The following is a 21,016-nucleotide window of genomic DNA, read 5'->3' on the forward strand; positions in this document are numbered from 1 at the left end:
TCACCTCGGTATCAGCGCCCCCGGCAGCTGAATCACCCGACTCGCCAGCCGATGCCCCGCCAATGCAGCCTCTTGCGGCGAGCCACCTTTGAGCCGCCCGGCCAGATACGCCGCACTGAACGAATCTCCCGCCGCCGTAGTGTCCACCACCTTTTCCACCTTCAACGCCGGTACCGCAAAACGCTCTCCCGCACAGCGAATCAAACACGCATCCGCGCCACGCTTGAGCACCACTTCTGCAATCGATGGATAGGCCGCAAACACCTGCTCGCTGTCCTCATAGCCAAACAACGCGTGCTCGTCATCCTCGGTCAACAAGGCTATATCCACTTCGGCCAACACCCTGCGATAAGCCGCACGGGCCGCTTGCACATCAGCCCATAGCCGTGGCCGGTAATTGTTATCGAACACCACCTTGCCACCTCGGCGGCGGGTTTCGACCAGGGTGTCCAGCAAGCGCTCGCGCCCAACCTCGCCCAGCACCGCCAGGGTAATGCCGCTGAAATACACCACGTCATAGTCCGGCAACGCTGCCAGGATCGGCTCGGCCGCAGGCGTGGTAAAGCAGTCACGCACGGCCGCTTCGTTGCGCCAGTAAAGAAACTTGCGCTCGCCATTGGCGTCGGTCTGGATGCAGTACAAACCCGGCAGACGCCCGGGCAGGCGCTGGACCATGCCCAGGCCAAGGCCCTCGGTTTGCCACTGCTGGCACATGGCGTCGCTGAAACTGTCATCGCCCAAGGCGGTGACGTAGTCGACGCTGGCGCACTCGCCCAGCTCACGGCGCAGGTACACCGCCGTGTTCAGGGTGTCGCCGCCGAAGCTCTGGTGCAGGCTGCCGTCGGCGCGGTGTTGCAGTTCGATCATGCATTCGCCGATAAGGGCGATGCGGGGTTGGGTGGTCATGGCTGCTGTCTCGGTGGGGCTGATGGCCTCATCGGGGGCAAGCCCCCTCCCACATTTGGAATGCATTCCCCTGTGGGAGGGGGCTTGCCCCCGATAGGTGCGACTCGGTCTAGAAACAGGTACGCAGCGACTCGACCACCTGCAACTGCTCATCCACCAGACAACCCACCTGCCATTTGTCGAAGGTCAGGCAGGGATGGGACGTGCCAAACGAAATGATGTCGCCAATGCGCAACTCAACACCCGGCGCTACGGTCATGAACGCATGTTGGTCCATCACCGCGGTGACCTTGCACGCGCTCACATCATCACCGTGCGCCGGGACGATCCCGGCCTTGTAGCGCTTGAGCGGCACCGGCAAGCCGGCGTCATAGGCCACGTCACGCTTACCCAGGGCAACCACCGCAAACCCCGGCTCCGGCAGCGACTGCACGTGCGCCCAGACTTCCATCGCCGGGCGCAGGCCCTCGTTGAGGTCGCTGCGTCGGTCGAGCACGCAGCATTGCGCGTCTTTGTAGATGCCATGGTCGTGGGCCACGTAGCTGCCTGGGCGCAACACACTGAGGAAACGACCGGCAGCGTTCTGCGCCTCGAACGACTCGGCGATCAGGTCGTACCAGGCCGAGCCCGACGCCGTGATGATCGGTTTGGGCAGGTCGAACAGGCCGCTGTCTTGCAGGTCCACCGCCAGGCGCACCAGGCTGGCAGCGAAGTCACGGATGCCGCTGATGGCGTGCTCGCCGTGGATCACCCCTTCGTAGCCTTCGATGCCGGTCAACGCCAATGCCGGTTGGGCCTTGATTGCCCGGGCCAGTTCACGCACTTCTTGCTCGCTGCGACAGCCACACCGGCCGCCGACCACGCCGTATTCGATCATCACGTTCAGACGCAGGCCGCGCGCGGCGAAGAACAGGCCCAGATCCGCGACGTTGTCCGGGTGATCAACCATGCAATGGAAGTCGAAATCCTGATCGGCCAGCAGGTCGGCGATCAGCGCCATGTTCGGCGCACCCACCAATTGGTTGGCCATCAGCACACGACGCACGCCACCGGCATAGGCGGCGCGGGTTTGTACGGCGTTGGCCAGGGTGATCCCCCAGGCACCGGCGGTGATCTGACGCTCGAACAGCGCAGGCATCATGCTGGTCTTGCCGTGGGGCGCCAGCTCGGCGCCGCTGTGGCTGACAAAGTCCTGCATCCAGCGAATATTGTGCTCCAGGGCGTCACGGTGCAGCACCAGCGCCGGCAGGCTGACATCGCGGACCAAATGGGCACCGACGGCGGCGGCACCTTTTTCAACGGCATTGAGGGCAGACATGGAAAACTCCTATTCGTTGATGCGCCGGGCCAGGCTGTTGGCGCTGTCGATCAGCACCCGGCGATAGTCGTGGTAGTGCTTGCTGGCATCGGCTCGCGGGGCAACGATGCACAGGGTCGCAATGCTGATGCCCTGGGCGTCCCGCACCGGGGCGGCGAAGCAATGGGTGAAGGTGTCGGCCACACTGTCGAAGGAAAAGAACCCATCGACGGTGGCCTGGCGGATCTGCGCCAGGAAGGTATCGAGCGGCAGGCGCAGGCCGTCCGGCAGGATGAAATCGTCGGGGTCGATCAGCTCGATGATCTGCTGGTCGCTCAAATGCCCCAGCAACAAACGCCCGGAAGCGGTCCACGGGATCGGCGCGTTTTCACCGATATCCGAAGAAATACGAAAATGCCGCTGGCCTTCGCGCATCAGCGCCACCGTGTACTTGCGCCCGTTGAGCAGGCACATCTGCGCGGTTTCGTGGGTCTGGCTGACGATTTCCTGCAGGGCGTGATCGGCCTCGCGGGTCAGGTCGAAGTGCCGCAGGTGCGCCTGGCCGAGGAAATACAACTGGCGCCCCAGATACACGTGACCGTCCTTGCCCACGGTTTCCAGAATGCGCCGCTCCAGCAGCGACGCGACCAATTCGTAGACCGTGGACTTGGGGCTGCCGATGCCGCTGGCAATGTCATTCGGGCGCAGGGGTTGGCCGATTTCCTTGAGAAAATCAAGGATATCGAACGCACGGTCCAGGCCTTTGGCGCGGCGTTTGATGGTGTCTTCGGTCATGGCAGTGATGGGTCCGGTCAAAGGTGTTTGCTGCACGGTGATCCCCTGTGGGAGCGGGCTTGCCCGCGATGACGGTGGGTCAGTGACAAAGGTGTTATCTGGCACTACGTCATCGCAGGCAAGCCAGCTCCCACATTGATCTTCAGTGATCTCAAGAGTGGGGGCATTCAGCCCTTTTTCTTGTAGGCCACGCAGTCGATCTCAACCTTGCAATCAACCATCATATTGGCCTGCACACAAGCCCGCGCCGGGGCGTGCTCGGGGGTGAAGTATTCGCCGAAGACCTTGTTGAAACTCCAGAAGTCCCGTGGATCTTCCAGCCACACGCCCACGCGCACAATATCCTTGAGCTCATAGCCGGCTTCTTCGAGGATCGCCACCACATTGCGCATGGTCTGCCGGGTTTGCTCGACGATGCCGCCACTGATGATTTCGCCATCCACCGCCGGCACCTGGCCCGACACATACAGCCAGCCATCGGCCTCCACCGCACGTGCGAACGGGCGTGGCTGGCCGCCACCTGCGGTGCTGCCGGTACCGTAACGAGTAATGCTCATAAAAGTTGCTCCTTGTTAAAAACGAATGTTCTTTAAAAATTCCGCCAGTCGCGGCGACTGCGGCCGCTCGAAGATGTCCTTCGCAGTGCCCTGCTCTTCAATGCGGCCCTGGTTCATGAAGACGATCTGGTCGGAGACTTCATAGGCAAAGCGCATTTCGTGGGTGACCAGCAACATGGTCATGCCCTCCTCCGCCAGCCCCTTGATCACGCTGAGCACTTCGCCTACCAGCTCCGGATCGAGGGCCGATGTGACCTCGTCGAACAGCATCAGACTGGGGTTCATGGCAATGGCGCGGGCAATCGCCACGCGCTGTTGCTGACCACCAGACAATTGGCCGGGAAAGTGGTTGCGCCGCTCCAGCAGGCCGACGCGGTCCAGCCACTTTTCGGCCAGGGCCACGGCTTCATCCTTGCCCATCTTCTTGACCTTGAGCAAGCCAAGGGTGACGTTTTGCAGCGCGGTCAGATGCGGGAACAGGTTGAATTGCTGGAACGCCATGCCGGTCATGGCGCGGTGCTGGGCAATCACCCGCTCCGGATGCCGTACGCGCTTGCCGCCGACCTCGCTGTAGCCAATGGACTCGCCGTCCAGGGTGATCTGCCCGCCCTGGAACTCCTCAAGCAAGTTCACGCAACGCAGCAAGGTGGTCTTGCCCGAGCCGCTGGAGCCGATCAGCGTCACCACATTGCCGCGCTGCATCGACAGATCGACACTCTTGAGCACTTCCACCTGGCCGTACTGTTTACGCAGGCCACGAATGTCCAGCAGCGCTGGTTTGGTTTGAGCTTGGTTCATGGCAAGGCCACCCGCTTTTCAATGTAGCGCCCGAATAATTCGATGGCGTAGTTGATGACAAAGAACATGAAACCGGCGAACAGGTAAAACTCCAGGGTCATGAAGGTGCGGGCGATCACCTGCTGGGTGCTGAGCAGCAATTCGGCCACGCCGATCACCGACAGCAAAGTGGACGCCTTGACGATTTCGGTAGAGGAATTGACCCAGGTCGGCAGGATCTGACGCAGGGCCTGGGGCAACAACACATAGCCCAACGACTGGTAAAACGTCAGGCCAATGGCCTTGCCCGCTTCCAGTTGCCCACGGGGAATGGCTTGCAGTGCACCGCGCACGATTTCTGACACGTGGGAGCCACAGAACAGGGTTAACCCGACCGCACCGGCCTGGAATGCACTGATTTTCCAGCCCAGGGCCGGGAGCATGTAGAAACACGCCAACACCAGCACGAACACCGGGGTGCCTCGGATCAGATCGACGTACAGACGAAACGGTGCACGCATCCAGAACTTGCCGTAGGTCAGGATCAACCCGGCGACGATACCGATCAGGGTGCCGAAGATAATCGCCAGTGCCGAGACCGACACACTGGCCTGGAAGCCGGCCCACAGGGTCTCGCGGGCGATCCACAATTCATGCAGCCAACTGGGGGATTCGTACATGCAAACCCTTCCTTAACGACGGATCGCCAGACGCTGCTCCAGGTAACGGAGCAGCATGGCAATCAGGTAACAGGCAGCCACATAGAGCGCGGTCGTAACCAGCCAGGTTTCAATCACCCGGTAGCTTTCAACGTTGATCTTGCGGGCGTAATAGGTCAGCTCCGGCACCGCGATCGCGGCGGCCAGGGACGTGTCCTTGAACAGCGAGATAAAGTTGTTCGACAGCGCCGGCAGCACGTTGCGCAGCATCACCGGCACGGTGATATAGGCGCGAATCCGCCATTCGCCAAGGCCGATCGCCAACCCCGCTTCACGCAAGCCCTTGGGAATATTCAACAGCCCGGCGCGGAATACTTCGGTCAGGTAGGCACCGGCGTACAGCGACAGGGTGACGATGAACGAAGGGATTTTGTCCAGGCGAATCCCCAGGGACGGTAAGGCGAAGTAGATCAACAGGATCAACACCAGGATCGGCGTATTGCGCACCACCGTCACATACACCGAAGCGAGGATGCGCAACGCGCGGTGCCTGGACAGCATGGCAAACGCCATCAGCAGGCCGATCACGCAGCCGATGGCAATCGACAGCAGGGCCAACTGCAGGCCCAGGCCGAGCCCCGCCAGCAAGGTGTCGAAATCACGCCAGACGGCGGCAAAATTCAACTGATAGTTCATGGTCGGCAATACCTGAGTGAGGCGCGCTCACGCACGCCCCGGCTGTTCCGGATCATTTGAATTCCACGGGAAAACCGATGGCCGGTTCTGGCAGGTCAACGCCGAACCACTGCTTGAAAGAAGCCTTGTAGGTGGGAAATTCCACACCGGTCATGGCTTCATGCAGCGCGGTGTTGACGAAGTTCAGCCAGTCCTGGTCGCCACGCTTGACCGCACACGCGTAGGTTTGCGGGCTCCAGGCGTAAGTGGGGCTGCGGTAGCGACCGGGGTTCTGCACCATCAGGTATTTGACCGAGGACTGATCGGTGGCAGCCGCGTCGGCGCGACCGGAGTTCACGGCCTGGTACATCAGGTCGACACTGTCGTACTGGTCGACCTTGGCTTTGAGCAGTGCCTGGTGCACCAGCTCTTCGGCGTACACGTTTTGCAGCACGGCCACGGTCACGTCATCGCCTGCGGCTTGAAGGTCTTCGATTTCCTTGTACTTGCTGTTGTTGGGCAACAGCAGGCCGACACCTTCGCGGTAGTACGGCAAAGTAAAAGCCACCTGCTGCGCACGACTGGCGGTGACGGTGATGAACTGGCAGCTCATGTCGACCTTGTCCGTCAGCAGGTTGGGAATGCGCGCATCGGATGACTGCACCACAAACTCGACCTTGCTCGGGTCATTGAACAAACCCTTGGCCACCATGCGGCCGATGTCGATATCAAACCCCTGCAATTTGCCATCCGCTCCCTGGAAGTGCCACGGCGCATTGGTACTGCCTGTACCCACGATCAGATGCCCGCGCTTGAGCACATCATCCAGCTTGCTGTCCGCCGCCTGCACCATGCTTGTGAAGGAAGCCGATGCGGCAACAAGAAAAACACACGCTTTGAATACGGAAGGTCGGTGATGCATGACAAGCACTCCAGGGGTTGTGTATTCCGTTATACCGGAACTTGGTATGTAACAACGGAATAGACAGCAGAAAGTGTGCCACAGCCACGGGAGGAAAAATATGCGGTCGGGAAACTCTTTAGGGTTCAGTAAGATAGGTATTGAAGCGCTTAACGGCTTTGCGCCGCCAGCATCGGGTGTTGCTACGCAACGCCCCACAACGGTGTTACTGCGCCCCCATACTGACCGCCTCGGATCGACGCACACCTGTGAAGGTTGACAGTAGACGGTGGTACCCCACCGGCTTAGCGTTGGCAAAAACCAACACAGCCGGAAGGGGATCGACATGGGAGTCGCCACGCGCAGAATTTCCAGCGCCAAAGAGTTCAATCGGGTACTGAACACCCCGCGCCCGGTGTTCATTCTGTTTGTTTCCGAGCACTGCCCTGCCTGTGCGCAAGCAGGCTCCTTATTCGAACAGGCCGCTTGGAAGCATCCCTGGCTAGTCAGTTTGGTACTCGATTGCGCCCATACGCCGAGGCACCCTGATGTGACAGGCACCCCGACGCTACTGATCTACCAGGAGGGAATCGTGGTAGAAAAACTCAAGGGCTTCGGCCCACTTGAAGAACAAGAGCAGTGCGTAACAGACATCTTCAACCGTTATGACCTGAGCAAGGGCGCAAGTGCACTTGCGTCACTCGACGCTCCTCCACTTCAGCTACCGTCAAACGCCAACCCTCATGTTCCAAGCTATCGCCCACCACCGGCAAACGGTCGAGCAGGCTCATCACCAACCCCGCCAGGGTTTGATAATCCTCGGTCGCCGCAGCCTTGAAGCCCGTGCGCTGACGCACCAGATTGAGGTTCAAGGCACCGTTGGCACGAAAGCCGTCGTTCTGCTCGACGATGTCCGGCCCTTCGATTTCGCTGGCATCGGGCAATTCACCGGCGATGGACTCCAGAATATCGGTCATGCTCAACACGCCTATGAAGTCCCCGAATTCGTTGATTACGAAGGCGATATGGGTGGACTCCTGGCGCATCTGCTCCAGGGCATTGAGGATCGAAAAGCTCTCCAGCAGGTTGATTGCCCGGCGCGCCAGGTGCTCCAGGTTCGGCTCGTTACCGGCCAGGTACTCCTTGAGCAGTTCCTTCTTGTGCACAAAGCCCAAGGGTTCATCCACCGCACCGTTGCGGATCAGCGGCAAACGCGAGTAGGACGAATGCATCAGCTTCAGGCGGATCGTGTCGGGATCGTCCGCCAGGTCGATGCAGTCAACCTTGGCCCGTGGTGTCATCAGGGTACGAATCGGCCGTTCGGCCAGTTGCAGCACCCCGCTGATCATCACCCGCTCACGTCGATCAAACAGCGGGCCCTGTGCAGTATCCGGCTCGCCCAGCAAGTCAGCGACCTCTTCACCCACCTCCTCCACCGCCAGGCTGCGGCCACCCAATAAACGCATCACTGCATGGGCCGTACGCTCACGCACCGGCAGCACACCTTGTGCCGATTTCTTGCGACGCGAGCGGGCAATCTGGTTGAACACCTCGATCAGAATCGAGAAACCAATGGCCGCGTACAGGTAGCCCTTGGGAATATGGAAGCCCAAGCCTTCGGCGGTCAGGGCGAAACCGATCATCATCAAGAAGCCCAGGCACAGCATGATGACCGTAGGGTGGGCGTTGACGAAACGGGTCAGCGGCTTGCTCGCCACGATCATCAAACCGATGGACACGATCACCGCGATCATCATCACCGCCAACTCATCGACCATGCCCACTGCGGTAATAACCGCGTCGAGGGAGAACACTGCGTCGAGCACCACGATCTGCGCCACGATCGGCCAGAACATCGCATAAGCCACATTGCCCTTGTGCTGGGCCACGTGGCCTTCCAGGCGTTCGTGCAGCTCCATGGTGGCCTTGAACAACAGGAACACACCACCGAACAGCATGATCAGGTCACGGCCGGAAAAGCTCTTGTCGAACACCTCGAACAACGGCTGGGTGAGGGTCACCAACCAGGAAATACTCGCCAACAGGCCCAGACGCATCAGCAACGCCAGGGACAAACCGATCAAGCGCGCACGGTCGCGCTGCTCCGGCGGCAACTTGTCTGCCAGGATCGCGATAAACACCAGGTTGTCGATACCCAGCACCAGTTCCAGCACAATCAAGGTCGCCAGGCCCAGCCAGGCCGTTGGATCCGCTAACCATTCCATTTATAGAGTCTCTGTATTCAAAGTTTTCAGAATGCCGGACACGGCAATGCGCGGTCAGTGGACCGGGACAAGGTTAGCAGTCGGAATACGGGGTGCTTCAGGGGGAACAGCGACAGTAAGTGTCTTGGGGAAAGACGACTGGGAGGCTCCGAGAGGGTGTTCATGCAAGTCCTGAAATAACAAAAGGACTTGAATCCTACAGCCCAAATACACAATTCCCACATAGCAAAACTATTACAAAACCTGTCTTCCAGCCGATGCAAAACCAATGTGGGAGGGGGCTTGCTCCCGATGGCGGTGTGTCAGTCAATATATAAGCTGGCTGACACACCGCTATCGGGAGCAAGCCCCCTACCACACAAGCCCCCCATTCCACATTTGGAACGGTGTGGTATCAAGACTTTCGGGTGGCATCATCCAGCGCCAGGATGGTGTGGGCATTGGTGACGGTCGTCGCCAGCGTATTGATCACCCCCGACCGCAACGCCCCCAGCGTCGCCGCGGCCTTGGTGTTTTCACTGGCAATCGCCACCACATCCGGGATGCGGAACAGCTCCTGCACCGTCAACCCGATCACTCGGCCTTGAATGGCGTTGACCGCCGGCTGGCCGTGAATATCGATAAAGTCATACCCCATCATATCGCCCACCGTGCCGGACAACCGCGCCTGGGCGATTTCCTGGGGCGAGAACCAGCCCATGCGCACCATGTTGCTGTTTTCGCTCATATCACCAATGCCGATCAGGGCAATGTCGGCACGCCGGGCGCGGTCGAGGGTGGAGCGTACCGTGTCGTTATTGATCAACACACCACGCAGTTCCGGGTTGGCCACCAGCGCCGGGGCGTACAGGCTTTCGCTCTCGCCGCCAAAGCGCAGGGCAAGGCGCCGGCAGATATGGTCGGGGTTCATGTACTCGCCGGCCTTGAGCGAACCACCGATAGCACATACGAACGTGCAGTTGCGCGTCACCGGCAGGAACACGTTATCGGCCACCGCGCCGACGTTACGGCCCATGCCCACGGCGACGATCATGCCATCGCCCAAGGTTTTGTTCAGGTAGTTGGCGACCAGGCTAGCGACTGCCGAGCGCTGGGTGTCGGGGTCGCTATGGTCAACGGCGATCAAGGCGCGGTCGAGCTTGAAGCGCTCCACCAACGCGCGTTCCAGTTCGTTGTTCATCGCCGGGTGCTGCAACACGCGCACCTCGACAATGCCTTCATCTCGCGCACGCTTGAGCAGGCGGCTGACTTTGGCCCGCGACAGGTCAAAGCGCTTGGCAATGGCTTCCTGAGTGACGTTCTCAAGGTAATAGAGCATCGCCACTTCGGTCATTTGATCGATATCGCTGGCCATGCGCTGGGTACTGTCACTCATGGGGACGGGCTTCCGTTTCGGCGTCAAAGGCGCATTCTCCCGACTCTTGCCCCGTGCCGTCCACTACTGATGCCCATCGCGCTCGATTGCGTTGATGCGCTCGACCTTGGCCCCGGAACGCGCCACCTCGAACTCCGAGACCAGGAACGCCGTGACAATGCTCTTGGCCAGTTCGGCGCCGATCACCCGCGCACCGATGGACAGAATCTGCGCATCGTTGCTCTTGCGCGCCCGCTCCGCCGAATAGGTGTCATGGGCCTGAGCCGCGCGGATACCCAACACCTTGTTGGCCGAGATGGCCATGCCGATGCCGGTGCCGCACACCAGCACACCGAGGCGCTGCTGCCCGGCGCTGATAGCGTTGGCCACGGCCAGCGCGATGTCCGGATAGAGCACCGGCGCGATGGAATGGGTACCGAAGTCAGTGACCGGGTAACCCAGCGCCTCGATATGGCGCTTCAACAGCTCTTTAAGCTCAAAACCCGCTTCATCGCATCCGATAGCCACCGGAAAAGGTGTGTTCATGGCGTCTGGCTCCGCTGCCCTGATCTAGATTAAGACTGATCATATGATCACTCAATGAAATTTCGCTCAGTCATTTCGCGATCATTATGCCCCTCATGTCAAGCGCGATTTAACTGACCTCCCAGTCAAAGCGGGATAAACAGCCATTAAAGCCACTACAGATGAGAATCAGCGCTTTTTAATGAAAGAGATTGACTGATCAGAATTTCATTTGATACACATATGATCACAGCGAAACATGACTGTGCGACCTAATAAGAATTCACAGCACGAGGACACGCCGATGGCCACGCCATTACTGCTCCAGGCTGAACACGTCGCCAAGGCTTACGCCGGGGTGCCAGCCCTGCGTGACGGACGCCTCTCTCTACGCGCCGGCAGCGTCCACGCCCTGTGCGGCGGCAACGGTGCCGGCAAGTCGACCTTCCTGAGCATCCTGATGGGCATTACCCAGCGTGACGCCGGCACCATTGCGCTCAACGGTGCACCGGTGCAGTTCAACCGCCCCAGTGAAGCCTTGGCGGCCGGGATCGCGATGATCACCCAAGAGCTGGAACCCATCCCCTACATGACCGTCGCCGAAAACATCTGGCTGGGCCGCGAGCCGCGCCGCGCCGGTTGCATTGTCGACAGCAAGGCCCTGAACCGCCGCACCCGCGAGCTGCTGGAAAGCCTGGAGTTCGACGTCGACGCCACCAGCCCCATGCACCGCTTGAGCGTGGCGCAGATTCAACTGGTGGAGATCGCCAAGGCGTTCAGCCATGACTGCCAGGTGATGATCATGGACGAGCCCACCTCGGCCATCGGCGAGCGCGAGGCAGAAACCCTGTTCAAGGCCATTCGCCGCCTCACTGCACGGGGTGCCGGTATCGTGTATGTGTCCCATCGCTTGAGCGAACTGGCGCAGATCGCCGACGACTACAGCATCTTCCGCGATGGCGCATTCGTGGAAAGCGGGCGCATGGCCGATATCGACCGCGACCACCTGGTGCGCGGTATTGTCGGCCAGGAACTGACGCGCATCGACCACAAGGTCGGCCGTGAATGCGCCGCCGACACCTGCCTGCAAGTCGACAACCTGAGCCGCAACGGCGAGTTCCACGACATCAGCCTGCAATTGCGCCGTGGCGAAATTCTTGGCATTTACGGGCTGATGGGCTCCGGGCGCAGTGAGTTTCTCAACTGCATCTACGGCCTGACCGTAGCCGATTCCGGCAGCGTCACCCTGCAAGGCAAGCCCATGCCCATCGGACTGCCCAAGGCCACCATCAACGCCGGTATGTCGCTGGTCACCGAAGACCGCAAGGACAGTGGCCTGGTGCTGACCGGCAGCATCCTCTCGAACATCGCGCTGTCGGCCTACAAGCGTTTGTCGAGTTGGTCGCTGATCAATGCGCGCAAGGAAGCCCAACTGGCCGAAGACATGGTCAAGCGCCTGCAGATCAAGACCAGCTCTCTGGACCTGCCGGTGGCGTCCATGAGCGGCGGCAACCAACAAAAAGTCGTGCTCGCCAAATGCCTGTCCACCGAGCCGGTGTGCCTGCTTTGCGACGAACCCACCCGCGGCATCGATGAAGGCGCCAAGCAGGAGATCTACCACCTGCTCGACCAGTTCGTACGGGCCGGCGGCGCCGCCATCGTGGTGTCGTCCGAAGCCCCGGAACTGCTGCATTTGAGTGATCGCATTGCCGTATTCAAGGGCGGCCGGCTGGTGACCATCAGCACCGACACTGCCCTTTCCCAGGAAGCCTTGTTGAGTCTTGCCTCATGAATGCCAAAACCCTTGCCGCCCCTGTCACCACCGTGCCACGCAACCGCTTGCGCCTGTCTCTGGACCGCTTCGGCCTGCCGCTGGTGTTTATCCTGCTGTGCGTGGTGATGGCGTTCTCCAGCGAATACTTCATGACCTGGCGCAACTGGATGGACATCCTGCGCCAGACCTCCATCAACGGCATCCTCGCCGTGGGCATGACCTATGTGATCCTGACCAAGGGCATCGACTTGTCGGTAGGTTCGATCCTGGCCTTTGCCGGATTGTGCAGCGCGATGGTCGCCACCCAGGGCTATGGCCTGTTGGCGGCAGTCAGCGCCGGGATGTTTGCCGGGGCGATGCTTGGCGTGGTCAACGGTTTTATGGTCGCCAACCTGTCGATCCCGCCGTTCGTGGCCACCCTGGGTATGCTCAGCATCGCCCGCGGCATGACCTTTATCCTCAACGACGGCAGCCCGATCACCGACCTGCCCGACGCCTACCTGGCGCTGGGTATCGGCAAGATCGGCCCAGTGGGCGTGCCGATCATTATCTTCGCTGTGGTCGCGCTGATCTTCTGGATGGTGCTGCGCTACACCACCTACGGCCGCTACGTGTACGCGGTAGGCGGCAATGAAAAAAGCGCACGCACCTCCGGCATCGGCGTGCGCAAGGTGATGTTCTCGGTGTACGTGGTTTCGGGCCTGCTCGCCGGATTGGCCGGCGTGGTGTTGTCGGCACGCACCACCTCTGCCCTGCCCCAGGCCGGGGTTTCCTATGAGCTGGACGCGATTGCCGCGGTGGTGATCGGCGGCACCAGCCTGTCGGGCGGTACCGGTAGCATTGTCGGCACCTTGTTCGGGGCGCTGCTGATCGGTGTGATCAACAACGGCCTGAACCTGCTCGGCGTGTCCTCCTATTACCAGCAGGTCGCCAAGGGCCTGATCATCGTGTTCGCAGTACTGATCGACGTGTGGCGCAAGAAAAAACGCTGAAGAACGACCGATAACAATAACTGGAGTTCGACTTATGAAACTGGGTACTACCCTGGCCGCCGCGGCGGCCCTCTCCCTGCTCGCCAGCAGTGTCGCCATGGCAGCCGATGGCAAGACCTACAAGATCGGCGCAGCCGTCTACGGCCTCAAGGGCCAGTTCATGCAGAACTGGGTGCGTGAGCTCAAGGAACATCCGGCCGTCAAGGATGGCACCGTGCAGTTGACCGTATTCGACGGCAACTACGACGCCCTGACCCAGAACAACCAGATCGAAAACATGGTGACCCAACGCTACGACGCGATTCTGTTCGTGCCCATTGATACCAAGGCCGGCGTCGGCACGGTCAAGGCGGCCATGAGCAACGACGTGGTGGTCATCGCCTCCAATACGAAAGTAGCCGATGCCAGCGTGCCGTATGTGGGGAACGACGACGTCGAAGGCGGCCGCCTGCAGGCCCAGGCCATGGTCGACAAGCTCAACGGCAAGGGCAACGTGGTGATCATCCAGGGCCCGATTGGCCAGTCGGCGCAGATCGACCGGGAAAAAGGCGAGCTGGAAGTGTTGGGCAAACACCCTGACATCAAGATCATCGAGAAGAAAACTGCCAACTGGGACCGCGCCCAGGCCATGACCCTCACCGAAGACTGGCTCAACGCCCACCCCAAGGGCATCAACGGCGTGATCGCCCAGAACGACGACATGGCCCTCGGCGCTGTGCAGGCCCTGAAGTCTCACGGACTGACCTCCAAAGAGGTGCCCGTGACCTCCATCGACGGTATGCCGGATGCGATCCAGGCGGCGAAAAAAGACGAAGTCACCACATTCCTCCAGGACGCCCAGGCCCAATCCCAAGGCGCACTGGACGTGGCCCTGCGCGCCCTGGCCGGTGAGGACTACAAGCCGCAATCGGTGATCTGGGAGCGCTACGCCAAGGACGTGAAATGGGGTGACGGCACGGCCAAGAACTACATCCTGCCGTGGGTGCCGGTGACCAATGCCAATGCGGATGCGCTGTACAAGCAAGTCAGCGGCGGCAAGTAGTCAGTGGCTTGAAACACAGTCAACTGTGGGAGCTGGCTTGCCTGCGATGCAGGCACCTGGGTGCATCAGGTAGACCGGGTCGATGCAATCGCAGGCAAGCCAGCTCCCACATTGGACCGCGTTCTACCTTTTGATCTGTAACGGGAGTTATTCATGTCTGGTTTCTGGAACCAAGCCTTCGACCTCAGCGGCCGTTGCGCGGTCATCACCGGTGGCGCCGCCGGCATTGGTCTGGCCTGCGCCAACTTACTGGCGGAACGCGGCGCAAGGGTGGCGCTGCTGGACCGCGACCCGGCCGTGGTCGAGGTGGCCGCCAGCCTGGGTGCCGGGCACCTGGGCATTGCCGTCGACCTCGGCCAGGTCGGCCAGATACAACCCACCATCGACCGCGTATTCACACACTTCCAACGCCTGGATTACCTGATCAACAGCGCAGGCGTGGTGTTGCTGGACAAAGCCATCGAGGTCAGCGAAAGCGCCTGGGACACCACCCTGGACATCAACCTCAAGGCGAGTTTCTTCGTGGCCCAGGCCTGCGCCAGACATATGCTCGCCCAAGGCAGCGGGCGCATCGTCAACCTGGCGTCCCAGGCCGCTGTGATTGGCCTGGACCGTCACGTCGCCTACTGCGCCAGCAAAGCCGCCATCGTCGGCATGACCAAGGTATTGGCCATGGAGTGGGCGCCGCAGGTGAACGTCAATGCCATCTCCCCCACCATCGTCGAAACCGCCCTGGGCAAAAAAGCCTGGGCCGGCGACGTGGGTGAGCGGGCCAAATTGCAGATCCCGGCGGGGCGTTTTGCCCAGCCGGAAGAAATCGCCGGGCTGGCGCTATACCTGCTCAGCGATGCCGCGCAGATGATCACCGGCGCCAATATGGTGATCGATGGCGGCTACAGCATTCAGTAATTCCATCTTTATGTCGTGAGGTCCTGTCATGTCCACCGTCACCGAACGCACACCCGAACAACTTGCCCCGAGCATCCCCAAAACCATGCAGGCCGTGGTCTGCCATGGGCCGGAAGACTACCGCCTGGAAACCGTCGACGTGCCCACCCCCGGCCCCGACGAGATCCTGACCAAGGTCGAGCTGTGCGGCATTTGCATGGGCGATATCAAGACCTATCGCGGCGCGCCGTCGTTCTGGGGCGATGCCGAGCAACCGCGCTATGTGAAGCCGCCGATGATTCCCGGGCATGAGTTCGTGTGCCGTGTCGTCGCCCTTGGCCCAGGCGCCGAAAAGCGCGGCGTGGCGGTCGGCGACCGGGTGATTTCCGAACAGATCGTGCCGTGCTGGGGTTGCCGCTTCTGCAACCACGGCCAGTACTGGATGTGCCAGAAGCATGACCTGTATGGCTTCCAGAATAATGTGCAGGGCGCCATGGCCCAGTACATGATTTTCACCAAGGAAGGCATCATCCACAAAGTGCCGGAATCCATCGCGCCCGACGAAGCGATCCTGATCGAGCCGCTGGCCTGCTCGCTGCACGCGGCGGAGCGCGCCAACGTCGACCATGACGACATCGTAGTGGTCGCAGGCGCCGGCACTTTGGGCCTGGGCATTATCGGCGCGGTGCGATTGCGCAACCCGAAAAAACTCATCGTGCTGGACATGAAACCCGAACGCGCCGCCCTCGCCCTGCGCATGGGCGCCGACGAAGTCTGGAACCCGGCCGAGGTCGATGTGCTGGCCAAAATCCGCGAGATCACCGACGGCTACGGTTGCGACATCTACATCGAAGCCACCGGGCACCACAAGGCGGTCAACCAGGGCCTGGCGATGCTGCGCAAGCTGGGGCGCTTCGTCGAGTTCAGCGTGTTCAATGACGAGGCCACTGTCGATTGGTCGATCATTGGCGATCGCAAGGAGCTGGACATCCTCGGCTCGCACCTGGGGCCCTATATGTACCCGAGAGCCATCGACTTTATCGGCAACCGCAAAATCGACATGCGCGATGTGGTGACCCACAAGTTTGCCCTGGCGGACTTCAAGGAGGCGTTTGCGGTGATGGAGCGCGGCGATAAATCGCTCAAAGTGGTCCTCGAACCCTGATTGCAGCAACAACGCACGACCCTGTGGGAGCTGGCTTGCCTGCGATGGCGGTGTATCAGATAAAGATTCGCCAACTGACACACCGCCATCGCAGGCAAGCCAGCTCCCACAATGGATTGGTGTCGCCCTTTAGAACAAGAATAGGAACCCGCGTTATGAATCGAGTCATCAACGATCCGGACCAAGTGGTCGAAGACATGCTGCGCGGCATCCTGGTTGCGCACCCCGAACTGCGCCAGTACGAAACCAACCCACGGGTCATCGTCAAGGCCCGGCCCTCCGGTCAGGGTCGGGTCGGCATCGTCACCGGCGGCGGCTCCGGGCATGAGCCGGCGTTCCTCGGCTATGTCGGCCCGGGCCTGGTAGACGCCGTGGCCGTCGGCGAGATTTTCTCCTCGCCCACCGCCAAGAGCTTTTTCGACGCCTTCCGCGCCGCCGACCATGGCGCGGGCGTAGCCTGCCTCTATGGCAACTACGCCGGCGACAATATGAACGTCAAGCTGGCGATGAAAATGGCCGCCAGCAAAGACATGCGCATCCGCACCGTGGTGGCCAACGACGACGTGGCCTCGGCGCCCAAGGCCGATATCGCCAAGCGTCGCGGAGTGGCCGGGGAAATCTTCATGTGGAAGATCGGCGGTGCCGCCGCCGCCCAGCATTACGACCTCGACGGGGTAATACGTGTCGCGCAGAAAACCGTCGACCACTGCCGTTCGATCGGTATCGGCCTCACGCCCTGCACCATCGCCGCCGTAGGCAAGCCGAACTTCCAGATCCCTGACGGCCAGATGGAACTGGGCATCGGCCATCATGGCGAGCCGGGCATCGAAGTCATTCCGATTGAACCGGCTGCGGCCATGGCCGAGCGGATGCTTGCGCCGATCCTCGCCGACCGTGACTTCAGCCAGGACGACAGTGTGGTGGTGCTGGTCTCTGGACTTGGCGCCACGCCGGTCATGGAGCTGTACATTTTCTACGCCGAGGTGGAAAAACAACTCAAGGCCAAGGGCTTGAAGATTCACCGTTGCTACGTCGGCAACTACTTCACCTCCCTGGAAATGATGGGCGTGACCCTGACCCTGCTCGGCCTCGACGCCGAGCTGAAAACCCTGATCGACCAACCCTGCCGTTCCATCGGCATGACCCAGGCGGAGTAAACATGAGCCGGCACTTTTCCACCCGTGACGGCAGCGCCATCGTTGCCGACCTGGTCAGCGTCATCGTGGCCAATCGCGAATACCTCAGCGAAGTCGACGGCGCCATTGGCGACGGCGACCACGGCATCAACATGGCCAAGGGCTTCGCCCACTGCGGTCGCACTATCGAAGGCCGCCAACTGAGCCTGGCCCAAGCCCTGGATGAACTGACCCTGAGCCTGATGGAAGGCATCGGCGGCTCCATGGGCCCGCTGTATGGCAGCCTGTTTATTGGCATGGCCGACGAAGTGCGCAATTGTGAAGACATCGACGCCGCGACCTTCGCCCATCTGTTGCGCGGCGGCCTGACCTCACTGCAGGACATCACCGAGGCGGGCGTGGGCGACAAGTGCCTGATGGATACCCTTATTCCTGCAGTAGAGGCGTTTGAACAGGCACATGCATCCGGGGCGTCTTTCAACGATGCGCTGGAGGCGATGAAAACCGCCGCCTCCCAGGGGCGCGATTCGACCAAGGACCTGGTGGCCAAGATCGGCCGCGCCAGTCGCCTGGGCGAGCGCTCTCTCGGGGTGCTGGACGCCGGGGCGGTGTCGTGCTGCCTGATTCTTACGCGCCTGGCCGACTCGGTGCAGCCGCGACTGACTGCTTGACCTGCTGGATATACCGCGCCACCGCCGGCGCTTTTTCAAAACGCCGGTAAATCAACGACAACCACGACGACGCCTCATTGCCCTGGATATTGCGATACACCACGCCCGGCAGGCTCACATGCCCGACCATCGATGCCGGCACTACCGCAACCCCCTGCCCCAACGACACCAGGGCCACCACCGCCACCAACCCGCCCGGCTGCGCGCCGAGGCGCGGTGCGTAGCCGCCCTGGGCGGCGACATGCAAGGTGCCGCTGATTTGTTCCGGCAAGATAAACGTCTCGTTTTCCAGGTGCTCGCAGGTGATTGCCTTAAGCCCCAGCAGCCAGGAATCATGGGCCAGCGCCAGCACAAAGCCTTCGCTGTCCAGGCGCACCGCCTCCACGCCGTCCGGCAGAGTCATCGGCGAACGGATATAACCGATATCGCAGCGCCCATCTGCCACCGCGCCCGGTAGCGCAGCCATAGCCCATTCGCGCAGGTTCACGTTCACATCGGCAAACGCCTGGCTGAACCCCCGTACCTGGCGCTGCAACAGCCCGCAGTACAGCGCCGAGGCCACGTAGCCCAACTCAATATGCCCGATCTCGCCACGCCCGGCGCGCTGGGCATTGCGCTGGGCGAACTCGAATTGGCGCACGGCGGCTTCGGCCTCGCTCAGCAGCGCGGCACCTGCTTCGGTGAGGCTGACTTCGCGCTGCCGGCGGACAAACAAGCGCGTGCCCAGGCTGGTTTCCATGTCCTGGATTTGCCGGCTCAGGGTCGGCGGCGCAATGCCCAATTGCTCGGCGGCGCGGGTGAAATTGCGCTGCCGGGCCACGGCCAGGAAGTAACGAAAATGGCGGATTTCCATGGCAGTATTAGCTCAAAAGTAATGAAGTACTTCCTGGCGCCTAACAAAAATGTGATTAGCCAGGGATAAGCTCGCAGTACCTGAACACTAGAGAGCCCTTGCGATGCAAGTCAACCGAGATTTCCGTATTGCCTACCAGGTAATTTGCTTGTGAGCCGGGTCAGTCCACGCCTGACGCTGGTGACCGCCTCCGCTGTCTGCTCGTTGATCGTGCTGGATACCAACATCGTTGCCGTCACGCTGCCGAGCATCGCCCGCGACCTGGGCGCCAACTTTGCCGATATCGAGTGGGTCGTCAGCGCTTATATGCTGGCGTTCGCCGCCTTGTTGTTGCCGGCCGGGAGTATCGCCGACCGCTTTGGCCGCAAGAAAACCCTGGTCTGGGGCCTGGGTATTTTCATCCTCGCCTCCCTGGGCTGCGGCGCAGCACCCACCGCGCTGTGGCTGGACATCGCCCGGGCCGTGAAGGGGGTGGGTGCAGCGCTGCTGCTGACCTCGGCACTGGCATCTATCGGGCATACCTTCCACGATGAAATAGAACGGGCCAAGGCCTGGGCGTTCTGGGGCGCGTGCATGGGCGTGGCGATGACCGCGGCGCCGACCCTGGGCGGTTTGATTACCGAGTACCTGGGCTGGCGCTGGATTTTCTATCTCAACCTGCCGGTGGGGCTGGTACTGATGGCCTTGGTGCTGCGGGCGATTCCCGAGTCCCGCGACACCCGATCGGCGCGCCTGGATCCCTGGGGCAGCCTGGCGTTCAGTGGCAGCTTGCTGTGCCTGATCTGGGGGCTGATCGAGGCCAATCGCATCGGTTGGGATAGCCCGCTGACCTACGCTCGCCTGCTCGGCGGTGGGCTGCTGATGGGTGTGTTTGTGCTGGTCGAGCACCTGCAGCAGCGATCGATGGTGGACTTGCAGCTGTTTCGGCACCCACGCTTTATCGGCGCCTTACTCGGCATGTTTGCCTACGCCGGTTGCGCCCAGGTGATGATGACGTTGCTGCCGTTCTACCTGCAGAACGGCCTGGGTTTCTCCGCGATTGCCTCGGGCCTGGGCATGTTGCCGTTTGCCTTGACCATGCTGATCTGCCCGCGCGTCGGTGTACGTCTGGCGGCACGCTTCACACCGGCGACCATGATGGCGAGTGGCTTGACCCTGGTGGGCTGCGGCAATCTGTTGAGCGCGTGGGCCGTGCAGGCCGGCGGCTATCTGCCCTTTGCCCTGGCGATCGCCGTCACCGGTGCAGGCGCGGGGTTACTCAATGGCGACACGCAGAAAAACATCATGGCCTGCGTGCCGCGGGATCGCGCAGGTATGGCCTCGGGCATGAGCACCACCATGCGCTTCAGCGCAATCATGTTGGCCATCGGCGTGTATGGCGCATTGCTGAGCAGCCACAGCGAACAGTTGCTGAGCGCGAGTATCGACCCGCAGTGGCAGGCGCAGGTGGCGGGTATTGCTTCGCGGGTGGTAGCCGGTGATATGCCCGCGGCGCTGGACCTGGTGCCCGAAGCAGCGCGAGTAACAGTGCAACCGCTGGCGCGGCAGGCGTTTGTGGGTGGGTTCAGCGGGGTGTTGTGGGTGGCGGGTTTATTGGGGTTGCTGGGCGCGCTGGTGGTGGGGAGCCTGATGCGCAAGCCGATACCCACACACAGCTGAATGTGGGAGGGGGCTTGCTCCCGATGGCGGCCTCAGGGCCGACCGGGATGCTGGATCAGACCGAGTACATATCCGTTATTTAGGTAACGGCCACTATGGGTTCCGCTCTTACAGCGGGTCACTTTCGAAAAGCCGGAATGCCGGCCCAGGCGAAAGTAACCAAAG

At 61.3% G+C, this 21,016-nt stretch carries 20 protein-coding genes and 1 pseudogene; 9 read left to right on the forward strand and 12 right to left on the reverse strand.

Features of this window, described 5'->3' with window-relative positions:
* The 8 genes from E4P00_RS21830 to E4P00_RS21865 all read right to left on the reverse strand — a co-directional run bounded on the left by E4P00_RS21830 (position 1) and on the right by E4P00_RS21865 (position 6,588).
* Complete coding sequence (locus E4P00_RS21830) at positions 1-906, reverse strand: sugar kinase (protein WP_248133043.1); 906 nt, start codon at positions 904-906, stop codon at positions 1-3.
* Positions 907-1,015: 109 nt separating this feature from the next.
* Positions 1,016-2,224 carry an amino acid deaminase gene (locus tag E4P00_RS21835; protein ID WP_005788824.1) on the reverse strand — a complete coding sequence of 403 codons (1,209 nt, stop codon included), beginning with the start codon at positions 2,222-2,224 and terminating at the stop codon, positions 1,016-1,018.
* 9 nt (positions 2,225-2,233) lie between these two features.
* The gene (locus E4P00_RS21840; RefSeq protein ID WP_032876076.1) at positions 2,234-2,998 is read right to left on the reverse strand and encodes an IclR family transcriptional regulator; all 765 of its coding nucleotides are present in this window, start codon (positions 2,996-2,998) and stop codon (positions 2,234-2,236) included.
* 167 nt (positions 2,999-3,165) lie between these two features.
* Positions 3,166-3,555: a RidA family protein gene (locus E4P00_RS21845; RefSeq protein WP_248133045.1), complete on the reverse strand. Its 390-nt coding sequence runs from the start codon at positions 3,553-3,555 to the stop codon at positions 3,166-3,168.
* Positions 3,556-3,570: 15 nt separating this feature from the next.
* A complete protein-coding gene (locus E4P00_RS21850; RefSeq protein WP_248133046.1) occupies positions 3,571-4,353 on the reverse strand; it encodes an amino acid ABC transporter ATP-binding protein in 783 nt (260 codons plus the stop codon).
* A complete protein-coding gene (locus E4P00_RS21855) occupies positions 4,350-5,012 on the reverse strand; it encodes an amino acid ABC transporter permease (protein WP_032876082.1) in 663 nt (220 codons plus the stop codon). The genes E4P00_RS21850 and E4P00_RS21855 overlap by 4 nt, the downstream gene beginning before the upstream one ends.
* A 12-nt stretch (positions 5,013-5,024) precedes the next feature.
* Positions 5,025-5,687 carry an amino acid ABC transporter permease gene (locus tag E4P00_RS21860; RefSeq protein ID WP_005788836.1) on the reverse strand — a complete coding sequence of 221 codons (663 nt, stop codon included), beginning with the start codon at positions 5,685-5,687 and terminating at the stop codon, positions 5,025-5,027.
* 52 nt (positions 5,688-5,739) lie between these two features.
* Complete coding sequence (locus tag E4P00_RS21865) at positions 5,740-6,588, reverse strand: transporter substrate-binding domain-containing protein (RefSeq protein WP_248133048.1); 849 nt, start codon at positions 6,586-6,588, stop codon at positions 5,740-5,742.
* Between the two features lie 325 nt (positions 6,589-6,913).
* Between E4P00_RS21865 and E4P00_RS21870 the strand changes: the two are divergent.
* A pseudogene (locus E4P00_RS21870) lies at positions 6,914-7,186 on the forward strand (thioredoxin family protein); the annotation flags it as partial.
* Between the two features lie 37 nt (positions 7,187-7,223).
* Here the strand turns inward: E4P00_RS21870 and E4P00_RS21875 are convergent.
* The 3 genes from E4P00_RS21875 to rpiB form a co-directional block, all read right to left on the reverse strand.
* The gene (locus tag E4P00_RS21875; RefSeq protein ID WP_248133050.1) at positions 7,224-8,792 is read right to left on the reverse strand and encodes a TerC family protein; all 1,569 of its coding nucleotides are present in this window, start codon (positions 8,790-8,792) and stop codon (positions 7,224-7,226) included.
* Between the two features lie 394 nt (positions 8,793-9,186).
* Positions 9,187-10,167 (reverse strand): sugar-binding transcriptional regulator, encoded by a 981-nt coding sequence (locus E4P00_RS21880; protein ID WP_005788844.1) that lies wholly within the window; start codon positions 10,165-10,167, stop codon positions 9,187-9,189.
* Between the two features lie 63 nt (positions 10,168-10,230).
* Complete coding sequence (gene rpiB / locus E4P00_RS21885; protein WP_078821549.1) at positions 10,231-10,692, reverse strand: ribose 5-phosphate isomerase B; 462 nt, start codon at positions 10,690-10,692, stop codon at positions 10,231-10,233.
* A 283-nt stretch (positions 10,693-10,975) separates the two neighbouring features.
* Here rpiB and E4P00_RS21890 point away from each other — a divergent pair, with 283 nt between their 5' ends.
* From E4P00_RS21890 to dhaL, 7 genes are all read left to right on the forward strand, one after another.
* Positions 10,976-12,463, forward strand: a complete 1,488-nt coding sequence (locus E4P00_RS21890; protein WP_078821550.1) for a sugar ABC transporter ATP-binding protein — start codon at positions 10,976-10,978, stop codon at positions 12,461-12,463.
* Entirely contained in the window at positions 12,460-13,437 is a 978-nt protein-coding gene (locus E4P00_RS21895; RefSeq protein WP_248133052.1) for an ABC transporter permease, read from the forward strand. The genes E4P00_RS21890 and E4P00_RS21895 overlap by 4 nt, the downstream gene beginning before the upstream one ends.
* A gap of 34 nt (positions 13,438-13,471) precedes the next feature.
* A complete protein-coding gene (locus E4P00_RS21900; RefSeq protein WP_216091572.1) occupies positions 13,472-14,479 on the forward strand; it encodes a substrate-binding domain-containing protein in 1,008 nt (335 codons plus the stop codon).
* A 153-nt stretch (positions 14,480-14,632) separates the two neighbouring features.
* Positions 14,633-15,388: an SDR family oxidoreductase gene (locus tag E4P00_RS21905; protein WP_248133054.1), complete on the forward strand. Its 756-nt coding sequence runs from the start codon at positions 14,633-14,635 to the stop codon at positions 15,386-15,388.
* Between the two features lie 28 nt (positions 15,389-15,416).
* Positions 15,417-16,532 carry an alcohol dehydrogenase catalytic domain-containing protein gene (locus E4P00_RS21910; RefSeq protein WP_032876099.1) on the forward strand — a complete coding sequence of 372 codons (1,116 nt, stop codon included), beginning with the start codon at positions 15,417-15,419 and terminating at the stop codon, positions 16,530-16,532.
* A 155-nt stretch (positions 16,533-16,687) separates the two neighbouring features.
* Positions 16,688-17,689: a dihydroxyacetone kinase subunit DhaK gene (locus E4P00_RS21915; RefSeq protein ID WP_032876100.1), complete on the forward strand. Its 1,002-nt coding sequence runs from the start codon at positions 16,688-16,690 to the stop codon at positions 17,687-17,689.
* Between the two features lie 2 nt (positions 17,690-17,691).
* Positions 17,692-18,339, forward strand: a complete 648-nt coding sequence (gene dhaL, locus E4P00_RS21920) for a dihydroxyacetone kinase subunit DhaL (RefSeq protein ID WP_248133056.1) — start codon at positions 17,692-17,694, stop codon at positions 18,337-18,339.
* Here dhaL and E4P00_RS21925 read toward each other — a convergent pair.
* Entirely contained in the window at positions 18,296-19,192 is an 897-nt protein-coding gene (locus E4P00_RS21925; RefSeq protein WP_078821554.1) for a LysR substrate-binding domain-containing protein, read from the reverse strand. The two genes, dhaL and E4P00_RS21925, sit on opposite strands and share 44 nt — an antisense overlap.
* A 150-nt stretch (positions 19,193-19,342) precedes the next feature.
* On the opposite strand from E4P00_RS21925, the gene E4P00_RS21930 reads away from it, so the two are divergent.
* A complete protein-coding gene (locus E4P00_RS21930) occupies positions 19,343-20,851 on the forward strand; it encodes an MFS transporter (RefSeq protein WP_078821555.1) in 1,509 nt (502 codons plus the stop codon).
* Positions 20,852-21,016 lie beyond the last annotated feature (165 nt).

The organism is Pseudomonas sp. B329 (assembly GCF_023127835.1).
Lineage (GTDB): Bacteria > Pseudomonadota > Gammaproteobacteria > Pseudomonadales > Pseudomonadaceae > Aquipseudomonas > Aquipseudomonas synxantha_A.